Annotated in this window: 22 protein-coding genes and 6 pseudogenes; 14 read left to right on the top strand and 14 right to left on the bottom strand. The window is 61.2% G+C overall.

The features are described from left to right. The first annotated feature begins 115 nt into the window (after positions 1 to 115). The 11 genes and pseudogenes from ACW4PC_RS00680 (at position 116) to ureG (ending at position 7,768) form a co-directional block, all read left to right on the top strand. Positions 116 to 938, top strand: a pseudogene (locus tag ACW4PC_RS00680) (urease accessory protein UreD). 22 nt (positions 939 to 960) lie between these two features. Then, positions 961 to 1,263: an urease subunit gamma gene (locus ACW4PC_RS00675; RefSeq protein ID WP_022716975.1), complete on the top strand. Its 303-nt coding sequence runs from the start codon at positions 961 to 963 to the stop codon at positions 1,261 to 1,263. Between the two features lie 10 nt (positions 1,264 to 1,273). Beyond that, positions 1,274 to 1,528, top strand: a complete 255-nt coding sequence (locus tag ACW4PC_RS00670; RefSeq protein ID WP_455872528.1) for a DUF1272 domain-containing protein — start codon at positions 1,274 to 1,276, stop codon at positions 1,526 to 1,528. Between the two features lie 11 nt (positions 1,529 to 1,539). Then, on the top strand, positions 1,540 to 1,845 hold the full coding sequence (locus ACW4PC_RS00665) for an urease subunit beta (RefSeq protein WP_022716977.1): 306 nt from the start codon (positions 1,540 to 1,542) through the stop codon (positions 1,843 to 1,845). A 23-nt stretch (positions 1,846 to 1,868) separates the two neighbouring features. Next, positions 1,869 to 2,282 (top strand): lysozyme inhibitor LprI family protein, encoded by a 414-nt coding sequence (locus ACW4PC_RS00660; RefSeq protein ID WP_074069271.1) that lies wholly within the window; start codon positions 1,869 to 1,871, stop codon positions 2,280 to 2,282. An 11-nt stretch (positions 2,283 to 2,293) separates the two neighbouring features. Continuing rightward, positions 2,294 to 2,917: a Urease operon accessory protein gene (locus ACW4PC_RS00655; RefSeq protein WP_455872583.1), complete on the top strand. Its 624-nt coding sequence runs from the start codon at positions 2,294 to 2,296 to the stop codon at positions 2,915 to 2,917. Between the two features lie 3 nt (positions 2,918 to 2,920). After that, positions 2,921 to 4,633, top strand: coding sequence for an urease subunit alpha (gene ureC / locus ACW4PC_RS00650; RefSeq protein ID WP_022716980.1), 1,713 nt, complete (start codon positions 2,921 to 2,923; stop codon positions 4,631 to 4,633). A 344-nt stretch (positions 4,634 to 4,977) separates the two neighbouring features. Next, entirely contained in the window at positions 4,978 to 5,844 is an 867-nt protein-coding gene (locus ACW4PC_RS00645; RefSeq protein ID WP_283068959.1) for a GGDEF domain-containing protein, read from the top strand. Between the two features lie 78 nt (positions 5,845 to 5,922). Next, positions 5,923 to 6,402 (top strand): urease accessory protein UreE, encoded by a 480-nt coding sequence (gene ureE / locus ACW4PC_RS00640; RefSeq protein ID WP_455872527.1) that lies wholly within the window; start codon positions 5,923 to 5,925, stop codon positions 6,400 to 6,402. Between the two features lie 6 nt (positions 6,403 to 6,408). Continuing rightward, positions 6,409 to 7,080, top strand: coding sequence for an urease accessory protein UreF (locus ACW4PC_RS00635; RefSeq protein WP_455872526.1), 672 nt, complete (start codon positions 6,409 to 6,411; stop codon positions 7,078 to 7,080). A 76-nt stretch (positions 7,081 to 7,156) separates the two neighbouring features. Next, positions 7,157 to 7,768: an urease accessory protein UreG gene (ureG, locus tag ACW4PC_RS00630; RefSeq protein ID WP_039845662.1), complete on the top strand. Its 612-nt coding sequence runs from the start codon at positions 7,157 to 7,159 to the stop codon at positions 7,766 to 7,768. Between the two features lie 27 nt (positions 7,769 to 7,795). Here the strand turns inward: ureG and ACW4PC_RS00625 are convergent. The 7 genes and pseudogenes from ACW4PC_RS00625 to ACW4PC_RS00595 all read right to left on the bottom strand — a co-directional run. Then, positions 7,796 to 7,954 (bottom strand): annotated as a pseudogene (locus tag ACW4PC_RS00625) (DUF930 domain-containing protein); the annotation flags it as partial. A 246-nt stretch (positions 7,955 to 8,200) separates the two neighbouring features. Then, a complete protein-coding gene (locus tag ACW4PC_RS00620) occupies positions 8,201 to 11,506 on the bottom strand; it encodes an efflux RND transporter permease subunit (RefSeq protein WP_455872525.1) in 3,306 nt (1,101 codons plus the stop codon). Between the two features lie 11 nt (positions 11,507 to 11,517). Next, a complete protein-coding gene (locus tag ACW4PC_RS00615; RefSeq protein WP_455872524.1) occupies positions 11,518 to 12,705 on the bottom strand; it encodes an efflux RND transporter periplasmic adaptor subunit in 1,188 nt (395 codons plus the stop codon). Between the two features lie 412 nt (positions 12,706 to 13,117). Beyond that, complete coding sequence (locus ACW4PC_RS00610) at positions 13,118 to 14,089, bottom strand: ABC transporter substrate-binding protein (RefSeq protein WP_455872523.1); 972 nt, start codon at positions 14,087 to 14,089, stop codon at positions 13,118 to 13,120. A gap of 54 nt (positions 14,090 to 14,143) precedes the next feature. Continuing rightward, positions 14,144 to 15,272: pseudogene (locus ACW4PC_RS00605) on the bottom strand (ABC transporter permease). A gap of 1 nt (position 15,273) precedes the next feature. Further along, a pseudogene (locus ACW4PC_RS00600) lies at positions 15,274 to 16,153 on the bottom strand (ABC transporter permease); the annotation flags it as partial. Between the two features lie 12 nt (positions 16,154 to 16,165). Next, positions 16,166 to 16,948 (bottom strand): ABC transporter ATP-binding protein, encoded by a 783-nt coding sequence (locus tag ACW4PC_RS00595; protein WP_455872522.1) that lies wholly within the window; start codon positions 16,946 to 16,948, stop codon positions 16,166 to 16,168. Between the two features lie 99 nt (positions 16,949 to 17,047). On the opposite strand from ACW4PC_RS00595, the gene ACW4PC_RS00590 reads away from it, so the two are divergent. Then, positions 17,048 to 17,461, top strand: a complete 414-nt coding sequence (locus tag ACW4PC_RS00590; protein ID WP_074069259.1) for a cupin domain-containing protein — start codon at positions 17,048 to 17,050, stop codon at positions 17,459 to 17,461. Between the two features lie 210 nt (positions 17,462 to 17,671). Here the strand turns inward: ACW4PC_RS00590 and hydA are convergent. The 3 genes and pseudogenes from hydA to ACW4PC_RS00575 form a co-directional block, all read right to left on the bottom strand. After that, a pseudogene (hydA, locus tag ACW4PC_RS00585) lies at positions 17,672 to 19,127 on the bottom strand (dihydropyrimidinase). Beyond that, a complete protein-coding gene (locus ACW4PC_RS00580) occupies positions 19,124 to 19,405 on the bottom strand; it encodes a hypothetical protein (protein WP_372414507.1) in 282 nt (93 codons plus the stop codon). Before ACW4PC_RS00580 ends, hydA begins: the two are co-directional and overlap by 4 nt. Then, positions 19,402 to 20,655 (bottom strand): Zn-dependent hydrolase, encoded by a 1,254-nt coding sequence (locus ACW4PC_RS00575; RefSeq protein WP_455872521.1) that lies wholly within the window; start codon positions 20,653 to 20,655, stop codon positions 19,402 to 19,404. Before ACW4PC_RS00575 ends, ACW4PC_RS00580 begins: the two co-directional genes overlap by 4 nt. Before the next feature lie 291 nt (positions 20,656 to 20,946). On the opposite strand from ACW4PC_RS00575, the gene ACW4PC_RS00570 reads away from it, so the two are divergent. Then, positions 20,947 to 21,591: a TetR family transcriptional regulator C-terminal domain-containing protein gene (locus ACW4PC_RS00570; RefSeq protein WP_074069255.1), complete on the top strand. Its 645-nt coding sequence runs from the start codon at positions 20,947 to 20,949 to the stop codon at positions 21,589 to 21,591. A 23-nt stretch (positions 21,592 to 21,614) separates the two neighbouring features. Here the strand turns inward: ACW4PC_RS00570 and ACW4PC_RS00565 are convergent, their stop codons facing one another. The 3 genes and pseudogenes from ACW4PC_RS00565 to ACW4PC_RS00555 form a co-directional block, all read right to left on the bottom strand. Beyond that, a complete protein-coding gene (locus tag ACW4PC_RS00565) occupies positions 21,615 to 22,466 on the bottom strand; it encodes a GAF domain-containing protein (RefSeq protein WP_455872520.1) in 852 nt (283 codons plus the stop codon). A gap of 361 nt (positions 22,467 to 22,827) precedes the next feature. Next, positions 22,828 to 23,082, bottom strand: a pseudogene (locus ACW4PC_RS00560) (hypothetical protein); the annotation flags it as partial. 128 nt (positions 23,083 to 23,210) lie between these two features. Beyond that, positions 23,211 to 24,110 carry a LysR family transcriptional regulator gene (locus ACW4PC_RS00555; RefSeq protein ID WP_455872519.1) on the bottom strand — a complete coding sequence of 300 codons (900 nt, stop codon included), beginning with the start codon at positions 24,108 to 24,110 and terminating at the stop codon, positions 23,211 to 23,213. Positions 24,111 to 24,212: 102 nt separating this feature from the next. Between ACW4PC_RS00555 and ACW4PC_RS00550 the strand changes: the two genes are divergently transcribed. After that, a complete protein-coding gene (locus tag ACW4PC_RS00550; RefSeq protein ID WP_455872518.1) occupies positions 24,213 to 25,223 on the top strand; it encodes a zinc-dependent alcohol dehydrogenase family protein in 1,011 nt (336 codons plus the stop codon). 45 nt (positions 25,224 to 25,268) lie between these two features. Here ACW4PC_RS00550 and ACW4PC_RS00545 read toward each other — a convergent pair whose 3' ends face one another. Further along, the gene (locus ACW4PC_RS00545; RefSeq protein WP_455872517.1) at positions 25,269 to 26,321 is read right to left on the bottom strand and encodes a magnesium and cobalt transport protein CorA; all 1,053 of its coding nucleotides are present in this window, start codon (positions 26,319 to 26,321) and stop codon (positions 25,269 to 25,271) included. Between the last annotated feature and the right edge of the window lie 63 nt (positions 26,322 to 26,384).

Genomic DNA, 26,384 nt, shown 5'->3' with positions numbered 1-26,384 from the left:
GTGTCTGCAGCCGTTCCTTCAAGATCGGCAGGCGGCATAAAAATTGCTTGCTTTCAATTATTTGCGGCATTGAATGAGAACGGCCGGGCAAACGGCGAAGGCGCAAGGGGATGGAATGACGATCGCAGCGGCAATCACCAGGCCACAAAGGGCACAGGGGCGCGGGCACCTGGCCGCGAAGCTGCTAGACGGGCGGGCGCGCATCCGCGAACTCTATCAGGAAGGTGCCGCCAAAATACGCCTCCCGGAGACTTTCGATGCTTCCATGGAGGCGGTCATCATCAATACGGCGGGCGGGTTGACCGGTGGCGACCAGATGAACTGGAGCGTCGTTGCAGGTCCAGACCACGCGTATCGATGTGACGACACAGGCCTGCGAGAAGATCTACAAGGCATCCGCTGGAACGGCCGAAGTCACGACAACGATCGAGGCCGGCGCGAATGCACGGGTCGACTGGCTGCCGCAGGAGACGATCCTGTTCGATCGCGCCTCGCTGTTCCGCCGCCTCGACGTCGATCTCGACGAGACGGCGGAGTTCCTGGCCGTCGAGGCGATCCTGCTCGGCCGCAAGGCGATGGGCGAGAAGATGGAGACCGGCCTTTTCCGTGATCGCTGGCGAATTCGCCGCGCTGGTAAGCTGATCCATGCCGAGGAGTTGCGGCTTGATGGCGCCATCGGCGCGCTGACTGCTCGCCAGCCCGTCCTCAGCGGACAGGTGGCTTTTGCAACGTTGCTCTATGCCGGGCCGCTTGCAGAAGCCTATCTCGCGAGCGTGCGCCCGTTGCTCGGCGGACATGCGGCAGGCGCCAGCGCTTGGAACGGCAAGCTCGTCGTGCGCGCTGCAGCCGCTGACGGCTTTGCCCTCAGAAAAATCCTGATCCCGGTTATTTCCGCCTTGCGCAACGGTGCGCCTGTGCCGAAAGTCTGGAATCTCTAGTTTCAAAGCAGATGGATGGACGATGAACCTCACTCCGAGAGAAAAAGACAAGCTGCTGATCTCCATGGCGGCGATGGTGGCGAGGCGCCGGCTCGAACGCGGCGTGAAGCTCAATCATCCCGAAGCGATCGCGCTGATCACCGACTTTGTCGTGGAAGGCGCGCGTGACGGCCGCCCGGTCGCCGAACTGATGGAAGCGGGCGCTCATGTCATCGGCCGGCATCAGGTGATGGAAGGCGTTCCCGAGATGATCCATGATGTGCAGGTGGAAGCGACCTTCCCGGACGGCACCAAGCTTGTCACCGTCCACGAACCGATCCGCTGAGGAGGTCGCAATGCTCGAACTTCGTCCGAACTGCGAATGCTGCGACAAGGATCTGCCGCCGGAAAGCCGCGAGGCGATGATCTGCACTTTTGAGTGCACTTTCTGCGCCGACTGTGCAAGCGATGTGCTCCAGGGCCAATGCCCCAATTGCGGCGGTGAGTTCACTTGCCGCCCGGTGCGCCCGGCCGCCATGCTCGCCAAATATCCGGCATCGACGAAACGTATCTTGAAGGCCGAGGGCTGCGTGCCCGTGAAGGCGGCGTGAGGAAAATTAAGATGATCCCAGGCGAAATCATTGCCGCAAGCGGCGACATCGAATTAAACGCCGGTGCGCCGACCGTCACCATTGAAGTGTCGAACACCGGCGACCGCCCGGTGCAGGTCGGCAGCCACTACCATTTTGCCGAAACCAATGCCGGCCTCTCCTTCGATCGCGACAAGGTGCAGGGCATGCGCCTCGACATCCCGGCGGGCACGGCCGTGCGTTTCGAGCCGGGTCAGACGCGTTCCGTGACGCTGATCCCGCTCTCGGGCAAGCGTGAGGTCTATGGCTTCCGCCAGCTCGTGATGGGCAAGCTCTGAGAAGAAAAACCGGGAGGAAATCGATGCGGTTGAATTTGTACCTGACCGGTGCTGCGGCGGGAATGATCGTGGCTGGTGCCGCGCAGGCCCAGGAGCCGGATTGCAAGAACCCGAAGACGCAGGCCGACATGACTTTCTGCGAGCAGTCTCGATACGAGGCGGCCGACACGGCGCTCAACGAGCAGTGGAAGAAGACGCGCGCAGCGCTCGCGGCGACCGACAAGGATCTGGACGAGAAGGATCGCGGAGCCGAAAAAGCGCTATTAACCGCGCAGCGCGCCTGGATTTCCTATCGGGACGCCCAGTGCGAGGCTTACGGCTTCCAGGCGCGTGGCGGCACGATGGAGCCTATGCTGGTCGCAGGTTGCCTTGCCAACCTGAGCGATGAACGCACCAAGCAGCTCAAAGAGCTTTCCGACGCGGTGGGACTGAGGTGAGCGGCAAGATCATGATCGTCGGCAATGGGGAAATCGGCGAGGCGGGAGCAGCGGCAATCACGACTGCGGACTTCGTCATCCGTTTCAACGAATGCCGCTCCTATGCCGCAAGCCCCGGCCGCACCGACGTCGTAGCCGTCTGCAACACCGGGCGCCCGGCCAAGGCGATGTTGGGTTCGGATACGTGGCGGACGCACCCGGCCGTCATGGAGGCGTCGGAAATCTGGAGCGTCCGCGATCCCGAAAAATTCGCCGTCTTGCGTGCGCCGCTCGCCGTTTCGCATCCGGAGCTCGACGACTTCTGCGACGATTATACGAGTCACTTCAACGTCTTCTGTAAGGACGCTGGCAAGGAACATATAGTCGTTGAGAAAGTGATTCATGAAGCAGTCGACGACGCCCTGGCTACCTTTGATCCCGCACCTTATGTCGTTCCGAGCAGCGGCATGATTGCGATTGCCGCGACCTTCCGCAGGTTTCCCGAGGTCGAGATCGGCCTTGCCGGCTTCAGTCATTCCGGCTGGGAGTGGCATCCTTTCGCCGCCGAACGGCAGCTTGTCGACAGCTACATCGCCAATGGCCGGCTGGCGCGCCATCCTGCCGATACGTCTCTTTCTTCCTCCCAAGGAGCCTGACATATGCCCCACAAGATTTCCCGCGCCGCCTATGCCAGCATGTTCGGCCCGACCGTTGGCGACAAGGTACGCCTCGCCGATACCGAGCTCTTCATCGAGGTCGAAAAGGATTTCACGACCTATGGAGAGGAGGTGAAGTTCGGTGGCGGCAAGGTGATCCGCGACGGCATGGGGCAGAGCCAGGTGACGCGCGCCAACGGTGCGGTCGATACCGTCATCACCAATGCGGTGATCGTCGATCATACCGGCATCGTGAAGGCCGATATCGGCCTCAAGGACGGACGGATCGTCGCGATCGGCAAGGCCGGCAACCCGGACACGCAGCCGGGCGTCAATATCATCGTCGGACCAGGCACCGAGGCGATCGCGGGCGAAGGCAAGATCGTGACGGCCGGCGGGATGGACAGCCACATCCACTTCATCTGCCCGCAGCAGATCGAAGAAGCGCTGATGAGCGGTCTTACCTGCATGCTCGGCGGCGGCACCGGCCCAGCGCATGGCACATTGGCGACGACCTGCACGCCCGGCCCGTGGCACCTCGCCCGGATGATCGAGGCGGCCGACGCCTTCCCGATGAACCTCGCCTTCGCCGGCAAGGGCAATGCATCGCTGCCCGGCGCGCTCGAGGAAATGGTGCTTGCGGGCGCCACCTCGCTGAAGCTGCACGAAGACTGGGGCACGACGCCCGGCGCGATCGACTGCTGCCTGACGGTTGCCGACCAATATGACGTGCAGGTGATGATCCATACCGACACGCTAAACGAAAGCGGCTTTGTCGAAGACACGATCGGCGCCATCAAGGGCCGCACGATCCATGCCTTTCACACGGAAGGGGCAGGCGGCGGCCACGCGCCGGACATCATCAAGATCTGCGGCCAATCGAACGTCATCCCGTCTTCGACCAATCCCACGCGGCCCTACACGGTCAACACGATCGCCGAACATCTCGACATGCTGATGGTCTGCCATCACCTGTCGCCGTCGATCCCGGAAGACATCGCCTTTGCCGAAAGCCGCATCCGCAAGGAAACGATCGCAGCAGAAGACATCCTGCACGATATCGGCGCCTTCTCGATCATCTCGTCGGACAGCCAGGCCATGGGCAGAGTTGGCGAGGTGGCAATCCGCACGTGGCAGACGGCCGACAAGATGAAGCGCCAGCGAGGCCGTCTGAAGGAAGAAAAGGGCGACAATGACAATTTCCGTGTCCGGCGTTACATCGCCAAATACACGATCAATCCGGCGATTGCGCACGGCCTTTCCCATGAGATCGGCTCGATTGAAGTCGGCAAGCGCGCCGACCTCGTCATCTGGAATCCCGCCTTCTTCGGCGTGAAGCCGGACATGGTGCTGCTCGGCGGCTCAATTGCCGCTGCACCCATGGGCGATCCGAACGCCTCCATCCCGACACCGCAGCCGGTGCATTATCGGCCGATGTTTGCCTCATACGGCAAGAGCCTCACCAATTCCTCCGTCACCTTCGTTTCCCAGGCGTCGCTCGATGCCGGGCTGAAGGGAAGGCTGGGGGTCGCCAAGGACCTCGTTGCGGTCAAGAACACCCGCGGCGGCATCTCCAAGGCATCGATGATCCACAACAGCCTGACGCCGCATATCGAGGTGGATCCGGAAACCTACGAGGTGCGCGCCGACGGCGAACTGCTCACCTGCGAACCGGCAACCGTGCTGCCGATGGCGCAGCGCTACTTCCTTTTTTAGCGCACCAGGAGCGCCGGCTTCGATCGCTGGCGCTCTTAAAGCGCCATATCAAAATTGCTCATCACAAGGTTGTATAAAGCGATAAAAATTTGTCGCAAGCAACGGTCGCTTCCGTTTGAAATGCCGAAATCCTTTCGATTTACAATAACCTTTTATTTTCAATTACTTGGATTTATATTCGAGGCTATCGATTTTGCTTGCTGCGGCGTGCGTTCGGCCCGTAAAAACAATACAACATTAAATCGTATAAACTCGTTCCAATTTTAACGAACCGCTTAAGAAGCCGGCAGGAGTTGAGCACTAATCAGATATCTCCGGGGACGCCGAGCTGGAGGTTGATTCTCATGAGGAGCTGGATTTTTCTCCAGGCTGAACTTGGCAATTTTCACCATCGCGGCACGATTTTCAGCTTTGCGCTGAAGATGAGTTTTGCCGCCGTTATCCTGTCGATCCTGTTGATCCTCGCCGTGATGCCGCTGCTTGCCTTCCTCGGCGTGCTGCCCTTCACGCTCGCTCTTACCATCAGCTACAGCATCGCGCTCTCCTGGCTTCTCAGTGGAATTGTCTGCGGAATTCTTTCGCTGATCGTCGGCCATGCAATGCATCAGCTGACGGTATCGCGCGCGGAGTTCGAAAAGCTCAGCCGGATCGATATGCTGTCTGGCCTGTTGAACCGCCGTGCGTTTGCGGAAGCGCTCGACAGCATCGACGACGGCGCCTCGCTGGTGATTTTCGATGTCGACCGTTTCAAGGCGATCAACGACCGTTTCGGCCATGCCTGCGGCGATGCCGTCATCATAGCCGTTTCCGCAATTCTCGCTTCGGCATTCGACGGTTCTTCGGTCGTTGCGCGTCTCGGAGGCGAAGAGTTCGGCGTTATCGTTTCGGGCGGTGACGTCGAAGAACGGCTGCAGAAGATCGAAGCGGTGAAGACGCAGATTGCCCGACGGTCGATCGCTGCCGATGGCTGCGACATATCGATCACTATTTCGGCCGGTATTGCCGACCTTCTGCCCGGGCGCAGCAAGGAGGCCGTTTATGCGTCCGCCGACAAGGCGCTTTATCTGGCAAAAGCGCTCGGCCGCAACCGCGTCGTTCATGAACGGAACGCGCTGGACCACACATGGCATCACCATCTGGTCGAGGGCGGCCTTGGCGTCCAGGGAGCAGTGCCAGATTTCGACGATACGCAACGCGCCTATGGCATATAACGGCTGCGCGAGAGCATTGGCGCTTGCGCTGCCAGGCGCTATTTTGCATGGTCTTGATCTCACAGAAACGGACATGTCATGCAGCGCGTCACCTCCTATCTTCCGGCCGGAACCCCGTCTTCCAATCCTATCGGCAAAGTCGTCCTGCCGCATGATCTGAGGCATCTGCGCCGTAAGCTCCTGCATCTCGATAACGGCGACATGGTCATGCTCGACCTGAAGGAGCCGGTGCTGTTTGCAAGCGGCGATATGCTGGTGCTCGAGGACGGCGAACTCATCGAAATTGAGGCTGCGGACGAGAAGCTTTTCGAGATCAGGGGCCGGGACCGGCTGCATCTCATCGAGCTTGCCTGGCACCTCGGCAACCGCCACCTCGGCGCGCAGATCGAAGAGGAGCGCATCCTGATCCTGCGCGACCACGTGATCCGGTCGATGCTCGAAGGGCTCGGCGCGACGGTCAGCGAGGTCGCCGAGCCTTTCCAGCCCGCCCGCGGCGCCTACCATTCACACGGCAGCCACTCACATGGGCACGACCACGGCCACCACGCGCATGATTGAACTGCAATGAGCGAGAGCGGCGACGTGCAGGCCTTGCTGCGTCTCATGGCATGGCTTTCGCCGGCCTTTCCGGTCGGCTCGTTTGCCTATTCCGGCGGGCTCGAGCGCGCCGTCCATGACAGGCTTGTTACGGATGCAGCCTCGCTGGACGGATGGATCGAAACGCTACTTTCCCATGGGAGCATCTGGAACGATGCCGTGCTCTTTGCAGCGAGCTGGCGGGGGCAATCGAATGCAGGAGTGCTTGCGGAGCTTGCCGCGCTGGCGCAGGCCCTTGCCGGCTCGCGGGAGCGCCATCAGGAGACCACGCTGCTCGGCGATGCCTTTCTGGCGGCGGCGCGCGCCTGGCCCGATACCATCGTTGATCGCCTGCCGCAGGCCGTTGCCTATCCCGTTGCCGTCGGCGCAGTCGCCGGCGCGCATGGCATCGAACTGCAAAATGCGCTCGCAGCCTTCCTGCATGCCTATGTCTCGCAATCGGTCTCGGCGGGCATCCGGCTCGGCGTTGCCGGGCAGAAGGACGGCGTGGCTATCCTGGCGCGGCTGGAAGAGGCGATTGCCGCGACCGCTCATCGTGCGTCCGGCTCGACGCTCGACGATCTGGGTTCGGCGGCGGTTCAGGCGGATATCGCCTCGCTGCGGCACGAGACGCAGACAACGAGGCTCTTCCGCTCCTGATCGGGGCATCTGCGCTATTTGCCGGTGGCAGCGCCGTTATCCGGACGCTATCATCGGTCGAATTGGAGTGTGACATATGAAATCAAGAAACGGACCTCTTCGTGTGGGCATCGGCGGGCCTGTCGGCTCTGGAAAGACGGCGTTGACGGAGAAGCTCTGCAAGGCGATGCGTGACGACTATTCCATCGCCGTCGTCACCAATGACATCTATACGACCGAGGATGCCGAAGCGCTGATGCGCATGCAGGCGCTGCCGTCTGACCGCATCGTCGGCGTGGAAACCGGCGGCTGCCCACATACGGCAATCCGCGAAGATGCGACGATCAATCTCCAGGCGATCGCTGGCCTGAATGAGCGTATTCCGGACCTCGATGTCGTCTTCATCGAGTCCGGCGGCGACAATCTGGCAGCGACATTTTCGCCCGATCTGGCCGATATCACCATCTATGTGATCTCCGTCTGCCAGGGCGAGGAAATCCCCCGCAAGGGCGGGCCTGGCATCACCAGGTCGGACCTTTTGGTGATCAACAAGAAGGACCTCGCACCCTATGTCGGCGCCGATCTCGACGTCATGGACCGCGACGCGGCGCGCATGCGCGAGACGCGTCCTTTCGTCTTCTCTGACATGAAGCGTGGCGAAGGCATCGGCCCGATCGTAAGCTTCCTGAAGGAGCAGGGCGGGCTCTAAGAACGGACGCGTCCCGCTTTCGGATATTTCTTCGCCAACTGAAAATTCGAAAGCGACGATCGTCTCGATAGCCGGCGCGGCCTCGCATTTGAATTTGATATTGTACCAATGGCGGTTGCTTCGAAACGCGCCGTCATCGGCTTGACGGTGGTCGGCAAGTCCGCCGCTCAATGCGGCGCTTGCCATCCTTGATCGCGCACCTAATGTCGATCCTGACCCCGGTGACGAACTGGCCGAGGCACAGGGAGCATCGAGCTTCCGTCCATGATCGTATCCAAGGCGGCTCAATCAAGCCGCCTGTCTTTTCGCTGCTTACCTTTGTTTCGTCGATTGCCAGGAAAGGCGCTCACAACGGCCGCTGCAAGCAGCTTTCGCGATTCCAATTCCACATAAGGCCGGGTTCGCCCCGGCCTTATGTGGTTCGGTGCAAGCTTACTCCGCTGCGAAAGGCGGCAGGCGGAGCACGTTCTTGTCGTTGGCATTGGCGCTCTTGCGCTTGCCTTCCGGGTTCTCGATCGCCTCTACCCGTTCGCTGAGAGCGCCGACAGCTCCGGTCAGTTCCTCTCGGGACATCGCCAGTTCCTCCTGATCCTTCTTGCCGACGAGGCGACCGAAGAGCCAGCCGAGCAGGAGCGAGAGGTCGTCCATGATCAGGAAGAAGGACGGCACGACGACGAGTGAAAGCACCGTCGAGACGATGATGCCGCCGATCACGGCGATCGCCATCGGCGCACGGAACGAACCGCCTTCGCCGACGCCGAGTGCCGAGGGCAGCATGCCGGCCGACATGGCGATCGAGGTCATGATGATCGGCTGGGCGCGTTTGCGGCCGGCCTCCACCATAGCTTCGACGCGTGTCATGCCGTGACGGCGCATTTCGATTGCGAAGTCGACGAGCAGGATGGCGTTCTTCGTCACGATGCCCATCAGCATGAGGTTGCCGATCAGAACGGGCATCGAGAGCGGATTATTGGTGATGATCAGAGCAACCGCCACACCGCCGATTGCCAGCGGCAGCGAGAACAGGATGGTGAACGGCTGGATCACATCCTTGAACAGCAGGATCAGGACGGCCAGAACCAGCATCAGGCCCATCAGCATCGCGTTGACGAAGCTCTGCTGCATTTCCTTCTGGACCTTCGTGTCGCCGCTTTCGACAAGCTGCACGGTCGATGGGATATGGGTGTCCTTGACGATCTGCAGGAAGCGAGCCGATGCGGTATCGAGAGCCACGCCCTGCGGCAGGTCGGAGCCGATCGCGACGACGCGATTTCGGTTGTTGCGCTTGATCGAGCTCGCGCCTTCCGCATAGTCGATGTCAGCCACGGTCGAGAGCGGCACGATCGCGCCGCTCGCCGTCTGGATCTTCAGCGCACGGATGGCCGCAAGATCGCGCCGCATATCGATTGCGGTCTGAACGCGGATCGGGATCTGGCGGTCGTCGAGGTTGATCTTGGCAAGCGCCGCATCGACGTCGCCGATCGTGGCGACACGGATCGTATCGGAGATCTGCTCCGGCGTGATGCCGAGGCGGGCCGCCTGGTCCTTGCGCGGACGAACCTGCAGTTCCGGACGCGGCAGGGCGCCTTCGGCACTGACGTTTGCCAGCAGCGGTTCTGCACGCAGCTTCAATTCCAGAAGGCCGACGGCTTCGTTCAGGTCCTTCTCGTTCTTGGAGAGGAAGTTGAACGACAGGTCACGCTCGCCGCGGTCGTTGAGCTTCAAGATTCGAACGTCGGGAATATCCTTCACCCTGGCGAAGACTTCCTTTTCGATATCCCATTGCGGACGTTCGCGGCCATGAACCTCGACCTTCGGCAGATGCGGGCCGATGACCGGGATGGAGCCAAAGACATCGTTGATAACCCTCTTCACCAGCGAGTGGTCCAGCTTGAAGAGCGAAAGCGTGATCGTTGCACGGCGCAGTTCAAGGTCGCCCTTGGGGGATGCGCCGCCGAGAACGAAGACGCTTTCGACGCCGTTGATGTCCTTGACCTTGTTGTAGATCGCGTTGGAGGTCTGTTCGGTGTCTTCGAGCGTCGCGTTCGGCGGCAGCTCGACGGAAAGCACGATGCGTGACGCATCTTCCGGCGGTAGAAAGCTGCCGGGAACCTGGGCAAGCAGTGCTACCGAACCGATCAGGAAGGCGATCGCCGCAAAGAGCGTCGCATAACGCGTCCACCAGCGGGCGGTCGTGGCGCGCACGAGACGCGTATAGCCGCGGAAGAAGAGCCCGTCATTGTCATGATGGTCGTCCTGGCCATCTTGCGCGCGCATCAGGTAGGCGGCCATCATCGGAGTGATGAGACGCGCCACGACGAGCGAGAAGAACACCGAAAAGGCGACCGTCAGGCCGAACTGGATGAAGTACTGGCCGGGAATGCCCGGCATGAACGAGACCGGTACGAAGACGGCAATGATCGTGAACGTCGTGGCGATGACGGCGAGACCGATTTCGTCCGCCGCTTCGATCGCCGCCCGATAGGGGGTTTTGCCCATCTTGATGTGCCGGGCGATGTTTTCGATTTCCACAATCGCATCGTCGACGAGGATACCTGTCGCGAGCGTCAGCGCGAGGAAGCTGACGAGGTTCAGCGAGAAACCCATCAGGTCCATGATCCAGAAGGTCGGAATCGCGGACAGGGGAAGGGCGATCGCTGAAATCAGCGTTGCGCGCCAGTTCCGCAGGAACAGGAACACGACGACAACCGCCAGCAGCGAGCCCTCCATCAAGGTGTGGAGGGCAGCTTCATAGTTGCCGTAGGTGAAGTAGACGGAGTCGTTGATCAGCTCGATGCCGACATTTGGATTTTCCGCACGCACCTTGTCGAGGCTTTGCGCCACCGTTTCGGCGACGCTGACTTCGCTGGCGCCCTTGGAGCGGAAGACGCCGAAGGTAACGACGGGGGTATCGTCGAAACGCGAGAAGGATTTCGGTTCCTGATAGGTGTCTTTGATGGCGCCGAGTTCGGCGAGCTTGACGAAACGGCCGTTCGGCAGGGCGATCGTCGTATTGGCGAGTTCCGCCACGTTGCGGGCGTCGCCGAGAACGCGGATCGCCTGCTCGCTGCCCGCCACCTGGCCGCGTCCGGAGCCGAGGTCGACGTTGGTTCCGTGCAGCTGCTTGTTCACGCTGGCGGCAGTGATGCCGTAGGCGTTCAGCTTGTCGGGGTTGAGCTCGATGCGGACTTCACGTTCGGCACCGCCATAGCGGTCCACGCGGCCGATGCCGGCCTGACCTTGGAGGGCGCGCTTGATCGTATCGTCGACGAACCAGGAGAGTTCCTCGAGCGTCATGTCCGGCGAGGAGACGGCAAAGGTCTGGATCGCCTGGCCTTCGACATCGACCTTGGCGACGATCGGTTCCTCGACATTGGCCGGAAGATCGCTGCGGATGCGGTCGATCGCGTCCTTGGTGTCCTGGACCGCCTGCTCCGTCGGCACTTCCATGCGGAACATCACGTTGGTTTGCGACTGACCGTCGGTGACCGTGGACTGGATTTCGTCGATGCCGTTGATCGAGGCGACGGCGTCTTCGATCTCCTTGGTCACCTGCATTTCGAGTTCGGCCGGCGAAGCGCCGCTCTGCGTCACGTTGATCGAGACGAGCGGCACGTCGATGTTCGGGAAGCGCGTGATCGGCAGCTTGTTGAAGGACTGAATGCCGACAAAAAGCAGCAGCGCGAAAAGCAGCAGCGGCGCTACGGGATTTCGGATAGACCAGGCTGAAAAGTTCATCGAGCCGTCTCTCAGTTGGAAGCAGCGGGCTGTTCACGAACAGGCGTAATGCGGTCGCCGTCGCGGACATAAGCACCGGCCTTGGCAACGACTTCCTCGCCGTCCTTCAGGCCCTTCACAATCTCAATATAGGCGCCGTCCTGGATACCGGTTTCCACTTCGGCGAATTTCACAACTCCGTCTTCGACCTTGCGGGCGGACGAGCCTTCACTGCTTGTCAGGACAGCCGAAAGCGGCAAAGCCACGTTCTGGGCCGTCTTCATGATGATTTCGGCGCTGCCGTACATGCCCGAACGCGCCTTGCTGTCATCATCGATCAGGATATGAACGAAGCCGAGGCGCGTCGTCGGGTCGACCGTCGGCGAAACGAGGCGCACCGAACCCGTTAGCTTGTCGCGGCTGCCGGCAAGCGAGATCGTCGCCTTCTGGCCCGGCTCGATCTTGATGATATCGCTCTCGCCGACTTCGGCGACCAGTTCGATATCGTCGTCGCGGATGATGGTGAAGAGTGGTTCGCCCGAACCCAGGGCGATCGCGCCGACCTTGGCGTTCTTTGCCGAAACCGTGCCTGCGACTGGCGTCCTCACATCGGTGCGGGCAAGCCTCAAATCCGTGTCGGCGATCTGGCTGTCGACGACCTTGAGGTCCGCCTGGGCAACTTCGATCGCCTGCTCGGCGGAGTTCACACGGGCATTGGCAGAAGCGGCAGCGGCATCTGCCTGTTCCACCGTCGCAGTGGACACCGTGCCCTTCTTGCCCATTTCCTGCGCGCGGGCCTGCTGCTGGCGGGCCTGCTCGGCATTCGCCTCTGCTTCGACCAGTTGTGCCCGCAACTGCGCGAGCGTTGCTTCGCCCTTTGCCTTGGTTGCCACCATCTGGCTCTTTTGCAAGAGCAGCGCGTCGTCGTTCAGCGTCGCAAGCGTGCTGTCTGCTGCAACCTTGTCGCCGACATCGGCATTCAATGCGCGGATCGAAAGGCCCTCGACCTGCGGCTGGATATAGACTTCCTCGACCGGCTTCACGGTGCCGGTCGCAACGACACGGTCGACGAGCGTACGAATTTTGGCGGTGGTCACGACGATCGCCGGCAGGTTCTGCTGCGGTTTCGTGGTTGCGGTTTCCTGCGCGAAAGCGGGAGTTAGCGCGAGCGCGGCGATCAAAAGGGTGGAGGCGCGTAGTATAGTCAGCGTGCGTGCCATGCGTCGTGATCCAAATGATATGACATAGTCAGCCAAAATCGCGCGTTGTCCCTCAGCTCGCGAACAGGCCATTTCGTCTCTGTGTTCTCAGAGGCATTCCCGCATTATTTGCCGTCTCTATTACAGAGAAGTCACTCCTCCGGCAAATCCGGCTTGTACTTGGTATCGATTTGCTCGATGCGCAAGACCGGCAGAAAATAATTCCCCTATCCGAACATACTAATTGCCGTTTACGTCCAGATCAATCATCGCATGGTTATGTGGTCATTCCGATGATTGATCGCAGCCGTATATTCCTAATGACGTGCGAAAGCCTGCCGATGCGACATCGCCCCTGAATTTTTTGAAGCGACGTTGAAAAACCGAAAACGCGCGGGCGTCGCCGCGCGTTTCCGTTTTGGATTGGCTGGAATTACTTCGCAGCCGCGTCCGTGATCTCGTGCGTCCAGGCGCCGGCCGGCTCCTTGTTGATGATCTTCTGGTCGAGAAGAGCCTTGGCCGTGCGATCGTAGAGCGCCGGGTCGAGCTTGCCGGTGCCGTCGCCGATCAGCTTGGCGACTTCGCCCATCATGCGCTTCTGGTGGTTCTCGTCCTGGCCGCCGGCATCGACGACGATCTCGGCTGCTTCATCCGGGTTTTCGGTCGAGTATTTCCAGCCCTTCATCGAAGCCTTGACGAACTTGACCATCTTTTCCTTGAAGGCCGGGTCCTTGAGCTTGTCTTCCATTGCGTAGAGACCGTCTTCGAGAAGGTCGTTGCCCATTTCCGTATAGTTGAAGACGATCAGCTCTTCCGGCTTGAAGCCCGCATCGATCGCCTGCCAGTATTCATTGTAGGTCATGACCGAGATGCAATCCGCCTGCTTCTGCAGGAGCGGCTGCACGTCGAAGCTCTGCTTCAAGACGGTCACGCCATCTGCGCCGCCGTCGGTCTTGAGGCCGAGCTTGTTCATCCAGGCGAAGAACGGATATTCGTTGCCGAAGAACCAGACGCCGAGGGTGCGGCCCTTGAAGTCGGCTTCGGATTTGATCGGGCCGTCCTTGCGGCAGATCATCTCCATACCCGACTTCTGAAAGGGCTGGGCGATGTTGACGAGCGGCACGCCCTTTTCGCGGGCAACCAGCGCGCCACCCATCCAGTCGACGATCACATCGGCGCCGCCGCCGGCAATGACCTGTTCGGGTGCGATGTCCGGACCGCCCGGCTTGATGTCGACGTCGAGGCCCTCTTCCTCGTAATAACCTTTCTCCTTGGCGACGTAATAGCCGGCGAACTGGCTCTGCGTGACCCATTTCAGCTGCAGCGTCACCTTGTCGGCGGCCATTGCATGGGCAGCCGCGAGCGCCATTGCGCTTGCCATCATTGCAACCATCAGTTTTTTCATTTTCTTTTCCCTCTGAAGTTATGCCCAATCCCATTTGCGAGAATAAAGCGACGTCTAGCCACCACGGATAGACGGATGCCAGAAAGTCACCGCCCTTTCGGCGAGGGCGACGGCTCCATAGAAAATCGAGCCTGCCAGCGCCGCAACGGCGATTTCGGCCCAGACCATGTCGACATTCATGCGCCCGATCTCGGTGGAGATGCGGAAGCCCATTCCGACGATCGGCGTTCCGAAGAATTCCGCAACGATGGCACCAATCAGCGCCAGCGTCGAGTTGATCTTCAGCGCATTGAAAATGAAGGGCATGGCTGCCGGAAGCCGGAGCTTCAGCAGCGTCTGCCAGTAGTTCGAGGCATAGGTGCGCATCAGGTCGCGCTCCATGCTGCCGGACGCGGCCAGGCCCGCGACGGTGTTCACCAGCATCGGGAAGAAGGTCATGATGATGACGACGGCGGCCTTCGACGGCCAGTCGAAGCCGAACCACATGACCATGATCGGCGCCACGCCGATGATCGGCAGCGCCGAGACCATATTGCCGATCGGCAGCAGGCCGCGGCGCAGGAACGCCACGCGATCGGCCAGGATCGCGACGATAAAGCCACTGGCACAGCCAACGGCGTAGCCGATCAACACGGCCTTGAAGATCGTCTGCTCTAACGTCTTCGCCGAGGATCTGCAGCGACCCGGCGATACGTGCGCCAATAGCGCTTGGCGGCGGTAGGAGCACGAAGGGAATGCCTGCCCCGCGGGTCGCCGTTTCCCAAAGGATCAGGATCCAGGCGCCGAAGATCGCAGGGATCAGCAGGCGCAGGAACGAGCTTTCGAAATTCGAGGCAGGCTTGATCTCGCAAAGCACGGTGACGCAGCGCCAGGCAAGCAGCCAGCAGGCGGCGATAAGGAAGAAAAAGGATTTCGCCGCCATGCCTTCATTGCCGGCAATGCCGGAAAGCAGCATCCAGGCGGCTACATGAGCGCCGATCAGCAGAACGGTCGCGGAATAGAGCCGCGGCAGAGGCGCTACCGAAAAGAGGGCGGATGCCGCGACGATGACGACGACAAGTGTCACCGTTTCATTGCTGAAGGGGCGGGGGGCGGCTTCGCTGAGGAGCGGCAGCGAGAGCAGCGCCGCGGCGCAGAGAAAAAGAGCGACCAAGGCCTGCCAGGAGATATTCAGCTTCTTCATGCGGCCTGCCTCCCATGGCGCGATCGACGATCTTCGACACGAGGCCGACGATCGCAACGAGCATGGCCGCCAGCACGGAGCCTGCCACGAGTGCCGCCCAGATATCGATCGTCTGGCTGTAATAGGAGCCCGCCAGCAGCTTCGAACCGATGCCGGCGACTGCGCCTGTCGGGAGTTCGCCGACGATTGCGCCGACAAGGCTCGCGGCAATCGCCACCTTCATCGACGTGAAGAGGAAAGGGATCGAGGCCGGGACGCGCAGCTTCCAGAAGGTTTGCAAAGCGGTCGCATTATAGGTGCGCATCAAGTCGAGATGCATGATCTCCGGCGAGCGCAGGCCCTTCACCATTCCGACCGCGACGGGAAAGAAGGAGAGATAGGTCGAAATCAGCGCCTTCGGGATCAGGCCGGTGATGTTGATGGCGCCGAGCACCACGATGACCATCGGCGCGATCGCCAGGATCGGCACCAGTCTGCGATGCGATTATCCACGGCATCAGGCTACGGTCGAGCGTCTTGATATGCACGATGCCAACGGCGATCGCGATGCCGAGCAGGGTTCCGAGCGCAAAGCCGAGAACCGTCGAGGACAGTGTCACGCCGGCGTGGTAGACGAGGCTGCGATTGCTGGACAGTTTTCTGAGGAAGGTGTTCTCGAAGACATTGGTTGCCACCTGATGCGGGGCCGGCAGGATCGGCTTCGGCTGCGAGAGCGTCTTTTCGACGAATTCCATCACGGTAGAGGTGACGTTGCCGCGCTGATCCATGTCCCGCTGGAAGGGCGCGTTCATGAAGATCGCCCCGACGTACCAGACGACGATGAGCGCCAGCAGGATCGTCACGACGGGGATGAATTTGTCCTTGAGGGTATCGGGTTTCATTGGCCTGCCCTCCTACTCCTCATAGCTATGCCCCGCCCTGAGCCCCTCACGCACGCGGTGGGCGATTTCCAAAAATTCCGGGGTTTCGCGGATGCCGAGGGGGCGCTGCGCCGGGAGCGTGGAGTCGATGACGTCGGTGACGCGACCGGGGCGCGGGGACATGACGACGATCTTCGTGGAGAGGTAGACGGCTTCGGGGATCGAGTGGGTGACGAAGCAAATCGTCTTGTTGGTGCGCGCCCAAAGCTTCAGAAGCTCTTCGTTCAGGTGGTCGCGGACGATTTCGTCGAGTGCGCCGAAAGGTTCATCCATCAACAGCAGGTCGGCGTCGAAAGCCAGTGCGCGGGCGATCGAGGCACGCTGCTGCATGCCGCCGGAAAGCTGCCAGGGAAATTTCTTCTCGAAGCCGGAGAGGTTGACGAGATCCAGTGCCTCGGCGATGCGCTTTTTCTGGTCGGCGGCGGCATAACTCATGATTTCCAGGGGGAGCGCGATGTTCTTCTCGATCGTCCGCCAAGGATAGAGCGCCGGCGCCTGGAAGACGTAGCCATAGGCGCGCGCCTTGCGGGCGTCGTCCGGCGTCATGCCGTTGACGGTGATCTCGCCTGAGGTCTTCTTCTCCAGATCGGCGATGACGCGCAGGAATGTCGTCTTGCCACAGCCGGATGGGCCGATGAAGGAAACGAAATCGCCCTTGCGGACATCGAGATTGACATCGCTCAGCGCATGCACCGGCCCGTCATTCGTCTGGTAGGTGAGACAGAGATCCTTTGCGGATACGACGGATGCTTGCATCGATGCTTTACCAGTCCTGTTTTCCCCGCGTCGCCGCGGTTTGCGTGCTATGATGATCGCCGGTTTTCCTTGCCGCGGCAAAATTCATGGAGAATGACGATGGATGCGAAGTCAAAGCCCACCTGCCACATCATTCGCCCCAGCCACGCTTATAGCGGCAAGCAGGGGCTGAGCTACTTCGAGGGCATCGCTGCGGAAACGGTCGGCGCGAAGGGCATCTGCATGCATCTTCTGACGATCCCGCCGGGCGTACGCGCCAAGGCGCATCTGCACGAGGCGCATGAAACGGCGATTTACATGCTGTCCGGCGAAGCGCACACCTGGTACGGCGACGAGCTGGAGCATCATGTCGTCGTCCATGCCGGCGAGCTGTTTTATATTCCGGCGGGCGTCCCGCACCTGCCGGCGAACCTCAGCAGCACGCCGTGCACCGCGATCATCGCGCGGACAGATCCCAACGAGCAGGAAAGTGTCGTGCTGCTGCCGGAACTGGATAGACTGGTGGAGGGGTGAAAAATACCTCCCTCTGTCCTTGCGGGCATCTCCCCCACAAGGGGGGAGATCAGATTGAGGACGCTCGTCGATCCCCATGAAAGCGCCGGGCGCATTGTGCCGCTCAACTGAGGTGATGCGATAGCCGCATGTTCCCGCTCTCCCTTTTTGCGGGGGAGATGTCACGAAGGGCAGAAGGGGGTATCCCGCACGCTCGACATCCCTTCCCGATCACACGCCACTTGCCGGAATGCCGGTGCGCTCGACCTTGCGCGGCGCGGTGACTTCCTTCCAGGTCGACAGCGCCTTGCTGACGGCGGTGACCGGTTCGCGCTTGACGAATTCGCCATGGCCCTCGCGGGTCTTGATCGTGTCCTCTTCAATGGCGACGACGCCGCGCGTCAGCGTGTAGCGCGGCAGGCCGGTGACCTGCTTGCCTTCGAAGACGTTGTAGTCGATGGCCGACTGCTGGTTTTTCGACGGTGATGGTCTTTGCGCGCTTCGGGTCCCAGACGACGAGATCCGCGTCGGCACCAACGAGGATCGCGCCCTTCTTCGGATAGATGTTGAGGATCTTCGCGATGTTCGTCGAGGTCACGGCGACGAATTCGTTCATCGTCAGCCGGCCGGTATTGACGCCATAGGTCCAGAGCATCGGCATGCGGTCTTCAAGGCCGCCGGTGCCGTTCGGGATCTTGGTGAAGTCGCCGACGCCGAAACGCTTCTGGTCGGTCGTGAAAGCGCAATGGTCGGTCGCGACGACCTGCAGCGAGCCGGAGGCAAGGCCGGCCCAGAGGCTATCTTGATGCTGCTTGTTGCGGAAGGGCGGTGACATGACGCGGCGGGCGGCGTGATCCCAGTCCTTGTTGAAATACTCCGTCTCGTCGAGGGTCAGGTGCTGGATGAGCGGCTCACCATAGGCGCGGATGCCTTTCTGGCGGGCGCGGCGAATCGCTTCGTGCGCCTGTTCGCAGGAGGTGTGGACGATATAGACGGGGCAGCCGGCCATGTCGGCAATCATGATGGCGCGGTTGGTCGCCTCGCCTTCCACTTCCGGCGGCCGGGAATAGGCGTGCGCTTCCGGGCCGTTGTTGCCTTCTGCCATGAGCTTTGCCTGCAATTGCGCGACGACGTCGCCGTTTTCGGCGTGGACCAGCGGCAGCGCGCCGAGTTCGGCGCAGCGCCGGAAGGAGGAATACATCTCGTCGTCGTCCACCATCAGCGCACCCTTGTAGGCCATGAAATGCTTGAAGGTGTTGATGCCCTTATCCTGGACGACGGCCTGCATCTCATTGAAGACCTGCTCACTCCACCAGGTGATCGCCATATGGAAGGAATAGTCGCAGTTGGCGCGGGTCGATTTGTTATCCCACATCGTCAGCGCTTCAAGTAGCGACTGGCCGGGCGAGGGCAGGGCGAAATCGACCACCATCGTCGTGCCGCCGGAAAGGGCCGCGCGCGTGCCGCTCTCGAAATCGTCGGAGGAATAGGTGCCCATGAACGGCATTTCGAGATGCGTATGCGGGTCGATGCCGCCCGGCATTACGTAGCAACCGGACGCATCCAGTGTCTCATTGCCGGAAAGGTTCGGCCCGATCTCGACAATCCTGCCGTCTTCGATCTTCACATCGGCCGTGTAGGTGAGGTCGGCCGTGACGATGGTTCCGCCCTTGATGACTGTGCTCATTCTCCGAACTCCCTGGCGCTGCGCGGTGCCTGCGCAAGCTGTTTATCCAATGACTGGCGGTAGCGGATGCAGCCGCGCATGAACTGGGGCCAATCCGGCACGATCTGGCCGCCGGTGGGTGAATCCGGCAGAAGCGCCCACATATCGGGGTGATGCCAACAGAGCTCGTGCATGGACGTATCCCGGTGGGTGCGGATCGCATGGCGCATGGCGCGGGCTGCCGAAAGCAATTCCGCATGCGTCATGGTATTCAGATCGGCATCCGCATCGGCCGTCATCTGACGATCTCCGCCGTCTCGGCAACAGCATGAAACAGCACGTCTGCACCGGCGGTCGCCCATTCCTTGGAAATCTCCTCCGCCTCGTTGTGCGACAGGCCGCCGACGCAGGGGCACATGATCATCGTCGTCGGCGCCACCTTGGCAGCCCAGCAGGCGTCGTGGCCGGCGCCGGAGATGAGGTTCATGTGGCTGTATCCGAGCCTTTCGGCGGCGTCGCGCACGGCAGTGACGAGCTTCGGATCGAAGGTCACCGGTTCGAAATGGCCGATCGCCTCGATCGAACAGCCGACGTCCAGTGCATCGGCGATCTTTGGCGCTTCGGCCTCGATCTTGGCGCGCATGCGGTCGAGCTTTTCCTTGTCAGGCGAGCGGATGTCGACGGTAAAGATCACCTTGCCGGGCAGCACGTTGCGGGAGTTCGGCGAGAAGAGCACCTGGCCGACGCCGCCGACGGCGCCCGGCTGCTCGCTCATGGCGACCTTCTGGACCATCTCGAAGATGCGCGCCATGGCAAGCCCGGCATTGACGCGCATGTTCATCGGCGTCGAGCCCGTATGGGCTTCCCTGCCGGTCAGCGTGAATTCGAGCCACCAGAGGCCCTGACAGTGGGTGACGACGCCGATCTGCTTCTCCTCGGCTTCGAGGATCGGACCCTGCTCGATGTGATATTCGAAATAGGCGTGCATCTTGCGGGCGCCGACTTCTTCGTCGCCGAGCCAGCCAATGCGCTTCAGCTCGTCGCCGAACGTCTTGCCCTCGGGATCCTTGCGGCCATAGGCATAGTCCAGCGTGTGAACGCCGGCGAAAACGCCGGAGGCAAGCATGGCCGGGGCGAAACGGGCGCCTTCCTCATTGGTCCAGTTGGTGACGACGATCGGGTGCTTCGTCCTGATGCCGAGGTCGTTCATCGTACGGACGACTTCGAGGGCACCGAGCACGCCGAGCACGCCATCATATTTGCCGCCGGTCGGCTGGGTGTCGAGATGCGAGCCGACATAAACGGGGAGCGCATCGGGATCGGTGCCCGGACGGGTTGCGAACATCGTGCCCATCTTGTCGACGCCGACGGTCAGGCCTGCGGCTTCGCACCATGTGCGAAAGAGGCTGCGGCCTTCGGCATCGGAGTCCGTCAGCGTCTGGCGATTATTGCCGCCGGCAATTCCGGGGCCGATCTTTGCCATGTCCATGAGACTGTCCCAGAGACGGTCTCCGTTGACGCGCATATTCTCGCCTGGTGCTGCCACCATGTCTGAAATCCTCACCTGTTTTTTACGGTCATGCAAAGAACATGCGCCGTCTGTTCCCATCGTCAATTCCCGGCGCGCTTGTTTGTTTTGTTACGCCGGAAAATCGCCAGTTGCCTTTGTTTTGCATCTGACAGATAATTTGACCGATTGGTAAACATTACAGCTTCCCGCGCCGGGCTCAAGACGAAAATCAGGAAAAATTCAGACAAAATTGCAGGGAGTTGCTCAAAAGGACGGCAGAAGGAACCGTTTGACTGAAGCAATTGAATTTCAAGGGGAAACGAGAGCCAGATGGCAATTCCGAGAGCAGCGAAGACCCAGCGGCGCACGCGGATCCAGGAGGAGAAGGAAGAGCAGATTCTGGAAGCTGCGCTCGATGTGTTTTCCGCCAGGGGTTTCCGCGGCTCGACGATCGACCAGATCGCAGAGGTGGCCGGCATGTCGAAGCCGAACCTGCTCTATTACTTCCGTACCAAGGAGGCGATGCATCGGGCGCTGATCGACCGGGTGCTCTATACTTGGCTTGAGCCGCTTCGCGCCTTCAATGCCGAGGGCAATCCGGAGACTGAAATCCGCAGTTATATTCGCCGCAAGCTGGAATTGGCGCGCGACTTTCCTCGCGAAAGCCGGCTGTTTGCAAACGAGGTGCTGCAGGGCGCGCCGCATATCGAAGACGAGCTGAAGGGTCCGCTGAAGCAGCTCGTCGATGAGAAGGCCGAGGTCATTCGCGCCTGGGCGAAGGCCGGCAAGATCGCCAAATGCGATCCTTACCATCTGATCTTTTCGATCTGGTCGACAACGCAGCATTATGCCGACTTCGACGTCCAGGTGCGCGCCGTGCTCGGACAGGAGCATGCCGGGGCAGGGCGCTTCGAGGATGCGGCGCGCTTCCTCGAGCAGCTCTTCATCGGCGGGCTGATGGTTCGCCCGGCCTGACAGCCCTCTTCAGTGGTGCTGCCTCACCCGGTCAGGCGGGAAATGGCTTCAAGCGTCACGCCGATCGTCTCCGCGACATGGCGTTGCGCCGCGGAAAACGGCAGCGATCGTCCGCGCATCAGTTCAGACCAGGCCTGGAAGCTCTTGTGGAAGGTGAGGGCGTGGCTGTCGGCGTCGTGTTCTGCTGGCCCTGGCGAACCGCCAGCCCAATGCACCGTTCGCAGCATTTCCTGGCGGAAGAATACGATGTAATTGCGCGGTGGCTGCGAGGTCGGAATGGCCATCAGTCCGGCGACGTCGCCATTCAGTTCCGCCTCGGGCCAGAGTTCGGCAACACGATCGGTCGCGAACACATGGCCGGATGCCTTGCGGTTCAGCGTATCGATCAGCGCAGAGAATTGCTTTTGAGAGGGAGCGAGCCCTGAAAGCGCCGTGCGGCCACCGATCCAGACGCCGATGCCGTCTGCCGGAACAGCGGCCGCGAGCACTTCGGCCAGCCAGGCCGGATCATCGGGCAGGCCGGTATTGTCCGCAACCGCGGCCAACAGCCGCTCCACGATCTTTCGCGCCCTGGTTTCGAATTCCAGCGCTAGCCGGCACTCCCGGGTTTCGAGCCGCGAGGCGAACATCTGGGCGAAGAGTTCCGCCGTCAAGCGCCGTTCGACGGGAAGCAGGCGGGCAGCATAATGATGGCAGGCAAACAGGCCCCAGAGCCTGCCATCCACGACGATCGGAACCGAAAACGAGGCGGCGACGCCCATTTCCTTCAGATGGTCGATATGGCCCGACGGCGTCACACGCAGGAGCGACAGGGAGAGATCGATCGCCCGGCGCGTGCGCGTCGAGTTCCGGCACGACCGGAACCGGCGCGGCATCGACATCGGCGATGATGCGGAAGAGATTGCGGGCATAGAAGGCGCGCTCCTGGGCCGCAATGTCGGTGGCCGGAAAGTGAAGGCCAAGCAAGGATCCTATGCCGGATCTCGCGGCTTCCGCCACGATTTCGCCGGACCCTTCGTCATCGAAGCGGTAGACCATCACGCGGTCGAAGCCGGTAATGCCGCGCGCTTGCCGGGCGCTCTCGCGGAAAAAGGTTTCCAGGGTCTGCGCTTGGTCGATGCGCGCCATCATGGCGGGCATCGACAGCGTCGAGCCGCCTTGGCCCTCGCGCTGCGACGGTTCGGCCTCGATGACGATCTCACCCTCGCTGCAGTGCAGAGCCACGTCGAAAATGGGGCCGCCTTCCGCAAAGGCGATGCCGGACAGCCGCTCGATCATGACCGGACCTCGGATGACGGTCAGCCGGTTGCGGATCGTGTGCAGCGTCCTGGGCATGATGATGCCGGAGAGGGGCTGCCGAAGCACCTGTTCGCAGCCTACGCCCAGAAACTGTTCGAGATTGGCCGACGCACGGACGATTCTCCAGTCGGCGGAAGCCGCAAGCAGGAAACCGAAGGGCTGGATGGCGGCGCCGTTGCAGGCTTTGCTCACGAGACAGGGGACTCCGGTTCCGTTTCAGTTACCCCATTTCGGCGTAACAAGGAAAGGGATATACGGCGGAAACGCACTATTTCCAGTGAATACACCAAAAAATTCAGAGGGTTCCGAGACTTTCTTCGCTAACTCATGAGAGCCGGGAGCTTCGCGGCCAAGGTGTCGATCACGAGCCGAACCTTCGGCTGCATTGCAGGCGACTTTACCCAGATGACATTGGCGTCAAAGGCAACAGCGGCAATATCGGTCAAGACCCGGCGAAGCTCGCCGGATGCAACGCGCTCCCGCACGAGCCAGCACGGTAGCCAGGCAAGGCCGACGCCTTGTGCCGCGGCGTCGGCGATGGTGGCAAGATCGTCGAGCCGCAGCCGGGATCGCGGCAACACCTGCCGGAAGGGTTCGGCGTTTGTCGGGAATATCCAGGTGCGGTTTCGATCCTGCCTCCCATAGACGATGCCGTCATGGGTTTCGAGGTCTTCGAGCTTGGCTGGAATGCCGCGGCGTTCCAGGTAGCCCGGCGAGGCGCAAACCGTCATGCGCTGCTGGGCGATGACGCGCACCATCAGGCCGGGATAGTCCCCGAGAGGGCCGTTGCGCACGGCAATATCGAAGCCGTCTTCGACCAGATCCACGATCCGGTCGTTGAAGGAAAGATCAAGTTCGAGATGCGGATGTTCGTCGAGAAGCTTGATGAGTATCGGCGCCACACACTGACGGCCGAAAAGAACCGGCATTGTGACCCGCAGGCGCCCGCGTACCTCCCGCTTGCCGCTTTCGAGCAGCGCTTCGCCACGCGTGATCTCCTCGACCGCGCGCAGGCAGTGCTCGTAAAAGAACTGGCCTTCCTCCGTCAGGCTCTGCGCTCTGGTCGTGCGGTGAAACAGGCGCACACCAAGCCTCTGTTCCAGCCGTGCGATCGTCTTTCCGACGGCTGAGCGCGTCAAATGAAGGCGTTCGGCGGCTGCGGAAAAGCCGCCTGCTTCCGCGACCTCGACAAACACCGATATGCCTTTGAGCTGTTCCATTATTGTATCCTTTAGGTAAACATTCTGTGGAATTAATAACGCGACTGTCGATCAAATTTCAACGATATGCTTCGGCTCCGTCAACCGAATGGAGTGAGAAGAATGTTGGCAAAGCAATGGTCGATCGACGATATCGGACCGACGAGCCTGATGGTGCGTGAAGCGGCGGTCGAAGAGGCGACCGGCAACAAGGTGCTGGTCCGTGCCGAGGCCGTATCGCTGAACTATCGCGACAAGCTGGTGCTGGAGACCGGCATGGGTCTGCCGCTGCAGTTTCCGTTCGTTCCGGCATCGGACCTTGCCGGCGTGGTCGAAGCTGTCGGCCCCGGCGTCACGCGCTTCAAGCCGGGCGACCGCGTCATCACGACCTTTCTTCCCGGGCGCATCAACGGGCCAGGCCTCGGCGATGCGCGCCACCCGCCCTACAAGACGCTCGGCGGATATTATCCGGGCGTGCTTTCCGAGTATGTGACCTTTTGCGAGGACTGGTTCGTGCACGCGCCCAAGACGCTCGATGCCGTTGAGGCGAGCACGCTGCCGTGCGCAGGTCTGACGGCGTGGTTCGCGCTCATCGAACTCGGCAGGCTGAAGGCGGGCGACAAGGTGGTCATTCAGGGAACCGGAGGGGTGGCGCTCTTCGGTCTTCAACTTGCCAAGATGCACGGTGCCGAAGTCATCATCACCTCGGCAAATGCCGAGAAGCTCGAGCGCGCCCGTGCTCTCGGCGCCGATCATGGGATCGGCAGGGAGAATTGGGCCGAAAGCGTCCTCGAACTGACGGAGGATTATGGCGCCGACCATGTCTTCGAAATCGCAGCCGGCGCCAATTTCGGCGAGTCCCTAAAGGCTGTGGCGGTCAACGGCCGGATTTCGGTGATCGGTGTCATGGATGGCTTCGATCTATCTGCGCCGGTGCAATCGCTGCTATTGAAGTCGCCGACGGTACAGGGCCTCAGTGTGGGACACCGCCGCGCGCTGGAGGACCTGGTCCGCGCCGTCGATCGCACCGGCCTGAAGCCGGTGATCGACAAGCGCTACACCTTCGACGAACTGCCAAAGGCGCTTGAGCACCTTAATCGCGGACCCTTCGGAAAGATCGTCATCGAGTTTTGAGCCGGTTTCTCCACTCCCGTCTGAGCATTCTGGCGGGAGCCCGGGCTATAGCCACTTCGCCCGGCGGAACAAGGCGAAGAGCGTTACGCACAGGGTTGCGATCACGCCCAGCACCACGAAATAGCCGTACTGGAATTTCAGTTCCGGCATTTCGTTGAAATTCATCCCGTAGATACCAGCGATCGCCGTCGGAACAGCAAGGATCGCCGCCCAGGCGGCGAGCTTGCGGGCAATCGCGGTCTGTTCGGTCTGGCCGATCATCACGCTGGCTTCGAAGGCGAAGGCGAGGACTTCACGCAGCGCGTCGATATCCTCCTGGACCCGGCGCACATGGTCTGTGACGTCGCGAAACAGCGATTGAAGCGTCGAGTCCATACCCGGAAGGTCGATATGCTCATAGCGGCGACAGACGTCCACGAGCGGCACGACGGCATTGCGCAGCCGCAGCAGCTTGCGCCGCAGCATGTAGAGGCGCTCGATGTCGACCTTCGTAAGCTGTTCGCGCAGCATCAGATCTTCGAGCGTCTCGACTTCTTCCTGCACCACTTCGATCACCGGCATGTAGTTGTCGACGATGAAATCGAGGATGGAATAGAGAATGTAGTTCTCCCCATGGGCGAGCGCGGCCGGCGTCGCCTCGCACCGCTGCCGCACCGCCAGGTAAGAGGACGATGCGCCATGGCGCACGGAAACGACATAGCCCCGGCCGACGAAAAGATGGGTTTCGCCGAAGACGATTTCGCCGTCCTTCATGTGGGCGGTACGGGCAACGATGAACATGGCGTCGCCATAAATCTCCAGCTTCGGGCGCTGATGCGGCTGGGCAGCATCCTCGATCGCCAGTGGGTGGAGATTGAACTCGGCCTGTACCTGGTGCAGCAGCATCTCGTCCGGCTCGTGCAAGCCGATCCAGACGACTGCATTCTCGTGCGTTCGCCATTCGCCGGCCTCTTCTATCCGGATATCGCGGATGCGCTGTCCCTGCTGGTAAACGGCAGCTGCCACGACCCCCGGACGGGCAGAGGGCGACGATGCCGGCGCAACCGCGCCGGTTTGCGCGCGAGCCAAGGTGCTGTTCAGATCTTTGGTTCGTTCCAAAACCGTCTATTCCTCCCACTGCGGCATCCCCGGCCGATTGCTGCCCAAACGCAAAGAACCATA

The sequence above is a fragment of the Rhizobium yanglingense genome, assembly GCF_977109285.1.
The sequence above is the reverse complement of the archived record's forward strand: the minus strand, read 5'-3'. Positions and strand labels throughout refer to the sequence as shown.

What these genes read in the sequence shown, in the direction of transcription:
- ACW4PC_RS00675 (WP_022716975.1), top strand. Translation starts at nt 961, where the DNA reads ATGAACCTCACTCCGAGAGAAAAAGACAAGCTGCTGATCTCCATGGCG.
- ACW4PC_RS00670 (WP_455872528.1), top strand. Translation starts at nt 1,274, where the DNA reads ATGCTCGAACTTCGTCCGAACTGCGAATGCTGCGACAAGGATCTGCCG.
- ACW4PC_RS00665 (WP_022716977.1), top strand. Translation starts at nt 1,540, where the DNA reads ATGATCCCAGGCGAAATCATTGCCGCAAGCGGCGACATCGAATTAAAC.
- ACW4PC_RS00660 (WP_074069271.1), top strand. Translation starts at nt 1,869, where the DNA reads ATGCGGTTGAATTTGTACCTGACCGGTGCTGCGGCGGGAATGATCGTG.
- ACW4PC_RS00655 (WP_455872583.1), top strand. Translation starts at nt 2,294, where the DNA reads ATGATCGTCGGCAATGGGGAAATCGGCGAGGCGGGAGCAGCGGCAATC.
- ureC (WP_022716980.1), top strand. Translation starts at nt 2,921, where the DNA reads ATGCCCCACAAGATTTCCCGCGCCGCCTATGCCAGCATGTTCGGCCCG.
- ACW4PC_RS00645 (WP_283068959.1), top strand. Translation starts at nt 4,978, where the DNA reads ATGAGGAGCTGGATTTTTCTCCAGGCTGAACTTGGCAATTTTCACCAT.
- ureE (WP_455872527.1), top strand. Translation starts at nt 5,923, where the DNA reads ATGCAGCGCGTCACCTCCTATCTTCCGGCCGGAACCCCGTCTTCCAAT.
- ACW4PC_RS00635 (WP_455872526.1), top strand. Translation starts at nt 6,409, where the DNA reads ATGAGCGAGAGCGGCGACGTGCAGGCCTTGCTGCGTCTCATGGCATGG.
- ureG (WP_039845662.1), top strand. Translation starts at nt 7,157, where the DNA reads ATGAAATCAAGAAACGGACCTCTTCGTGTGGGCATCGGCGGGCCTGTC.
- ACW4PC_RS00620 (WP_455872525.1), bottom strand. Translation starts at nt 11,506, where the DNA reads ATGAACTTTTCAGCCTGGTCTATCCGAAATCCCGTAGCGCCGCTGCTG.
- ACW4PC_RS00615 (WP_455872524.1), bottom strand. Translation starts at nt 12,705, where the DNA reads ATGGCACGCACGCTGACTATACTACGCGCCTCCACCCTTTTGATCGCC.
- ACW4PC_RS00610 (WP_455872523.1), bottom strand. Translation starts at nt 14,089, where the DNA reads ATGAAAAAACTGATGGTTGCAATGATGGCAAGCGCAATGGCGCTCGCG.
- ACW4PC_RS00595 (WP_455872522.1), bottom strand. Translation starts at nt 16,948, where the DNA reads ATGCAAGCATCCGTCGTATCCGCAAAGGATCTCTGTCTCACCTACCAG.
- ACW4PC_RS00590 (WP_074069259.1), top strand. Translation starts at nt 17,048, where the DNA reads ATGGATGCGAAGTCAAAGCCCACCTGCCACATCATTCGCCCCAGCCAC.
- ACW4PC_RS00580 (WP_372414507.1), bottom strand. Translation starts at nt 19,405, where the DNA reads ATGACGGCCGATGCGGATGCCGATCTGAATACCATGACGCATGCGGAA.
- ACW4PC_RS00575 (WP_455872521.1), bottom strand. Translation starts at nt 20,655, where the DNA reads ATGGTGGCAGCACCAGGCGAGAATATGCGCGTCAACGGAGACCGTCTC.
- ACW4PC_RS00570 (WP_074069255.1), top strand. Translation starts at nt 20,947, where the DNA reads ATGGCAATTCCGAGAGCAGCGAAGACCCAGCGGCGCACGCGGATCCAG.
- ACW4PC_RS00565 (WP_455872520.1), bottom strand. Translation starts at nt 22,466, where the DNA reads ATGCCGCGCCGGTTCCGGTCGTGCCGGAACTCGACGCGCACGCGCCGG.
- ACW4PC_RS00555 (WP_455872519.1), bottom strand. Translation starts at nt 24,110, where the DNA reads ATGGAACAGCTCAAAGGCATATCGGTGTTTGTCGAGGTCGCGGAAGCA.
- ACW4PC_RS00550 (WP_455872518.1), top strand. Translation starts at nt 24,213, where the DNA reads ATGTTGGCAAAGCAATGGTCGATCGACGATATCGGACCGACGAGCCTG.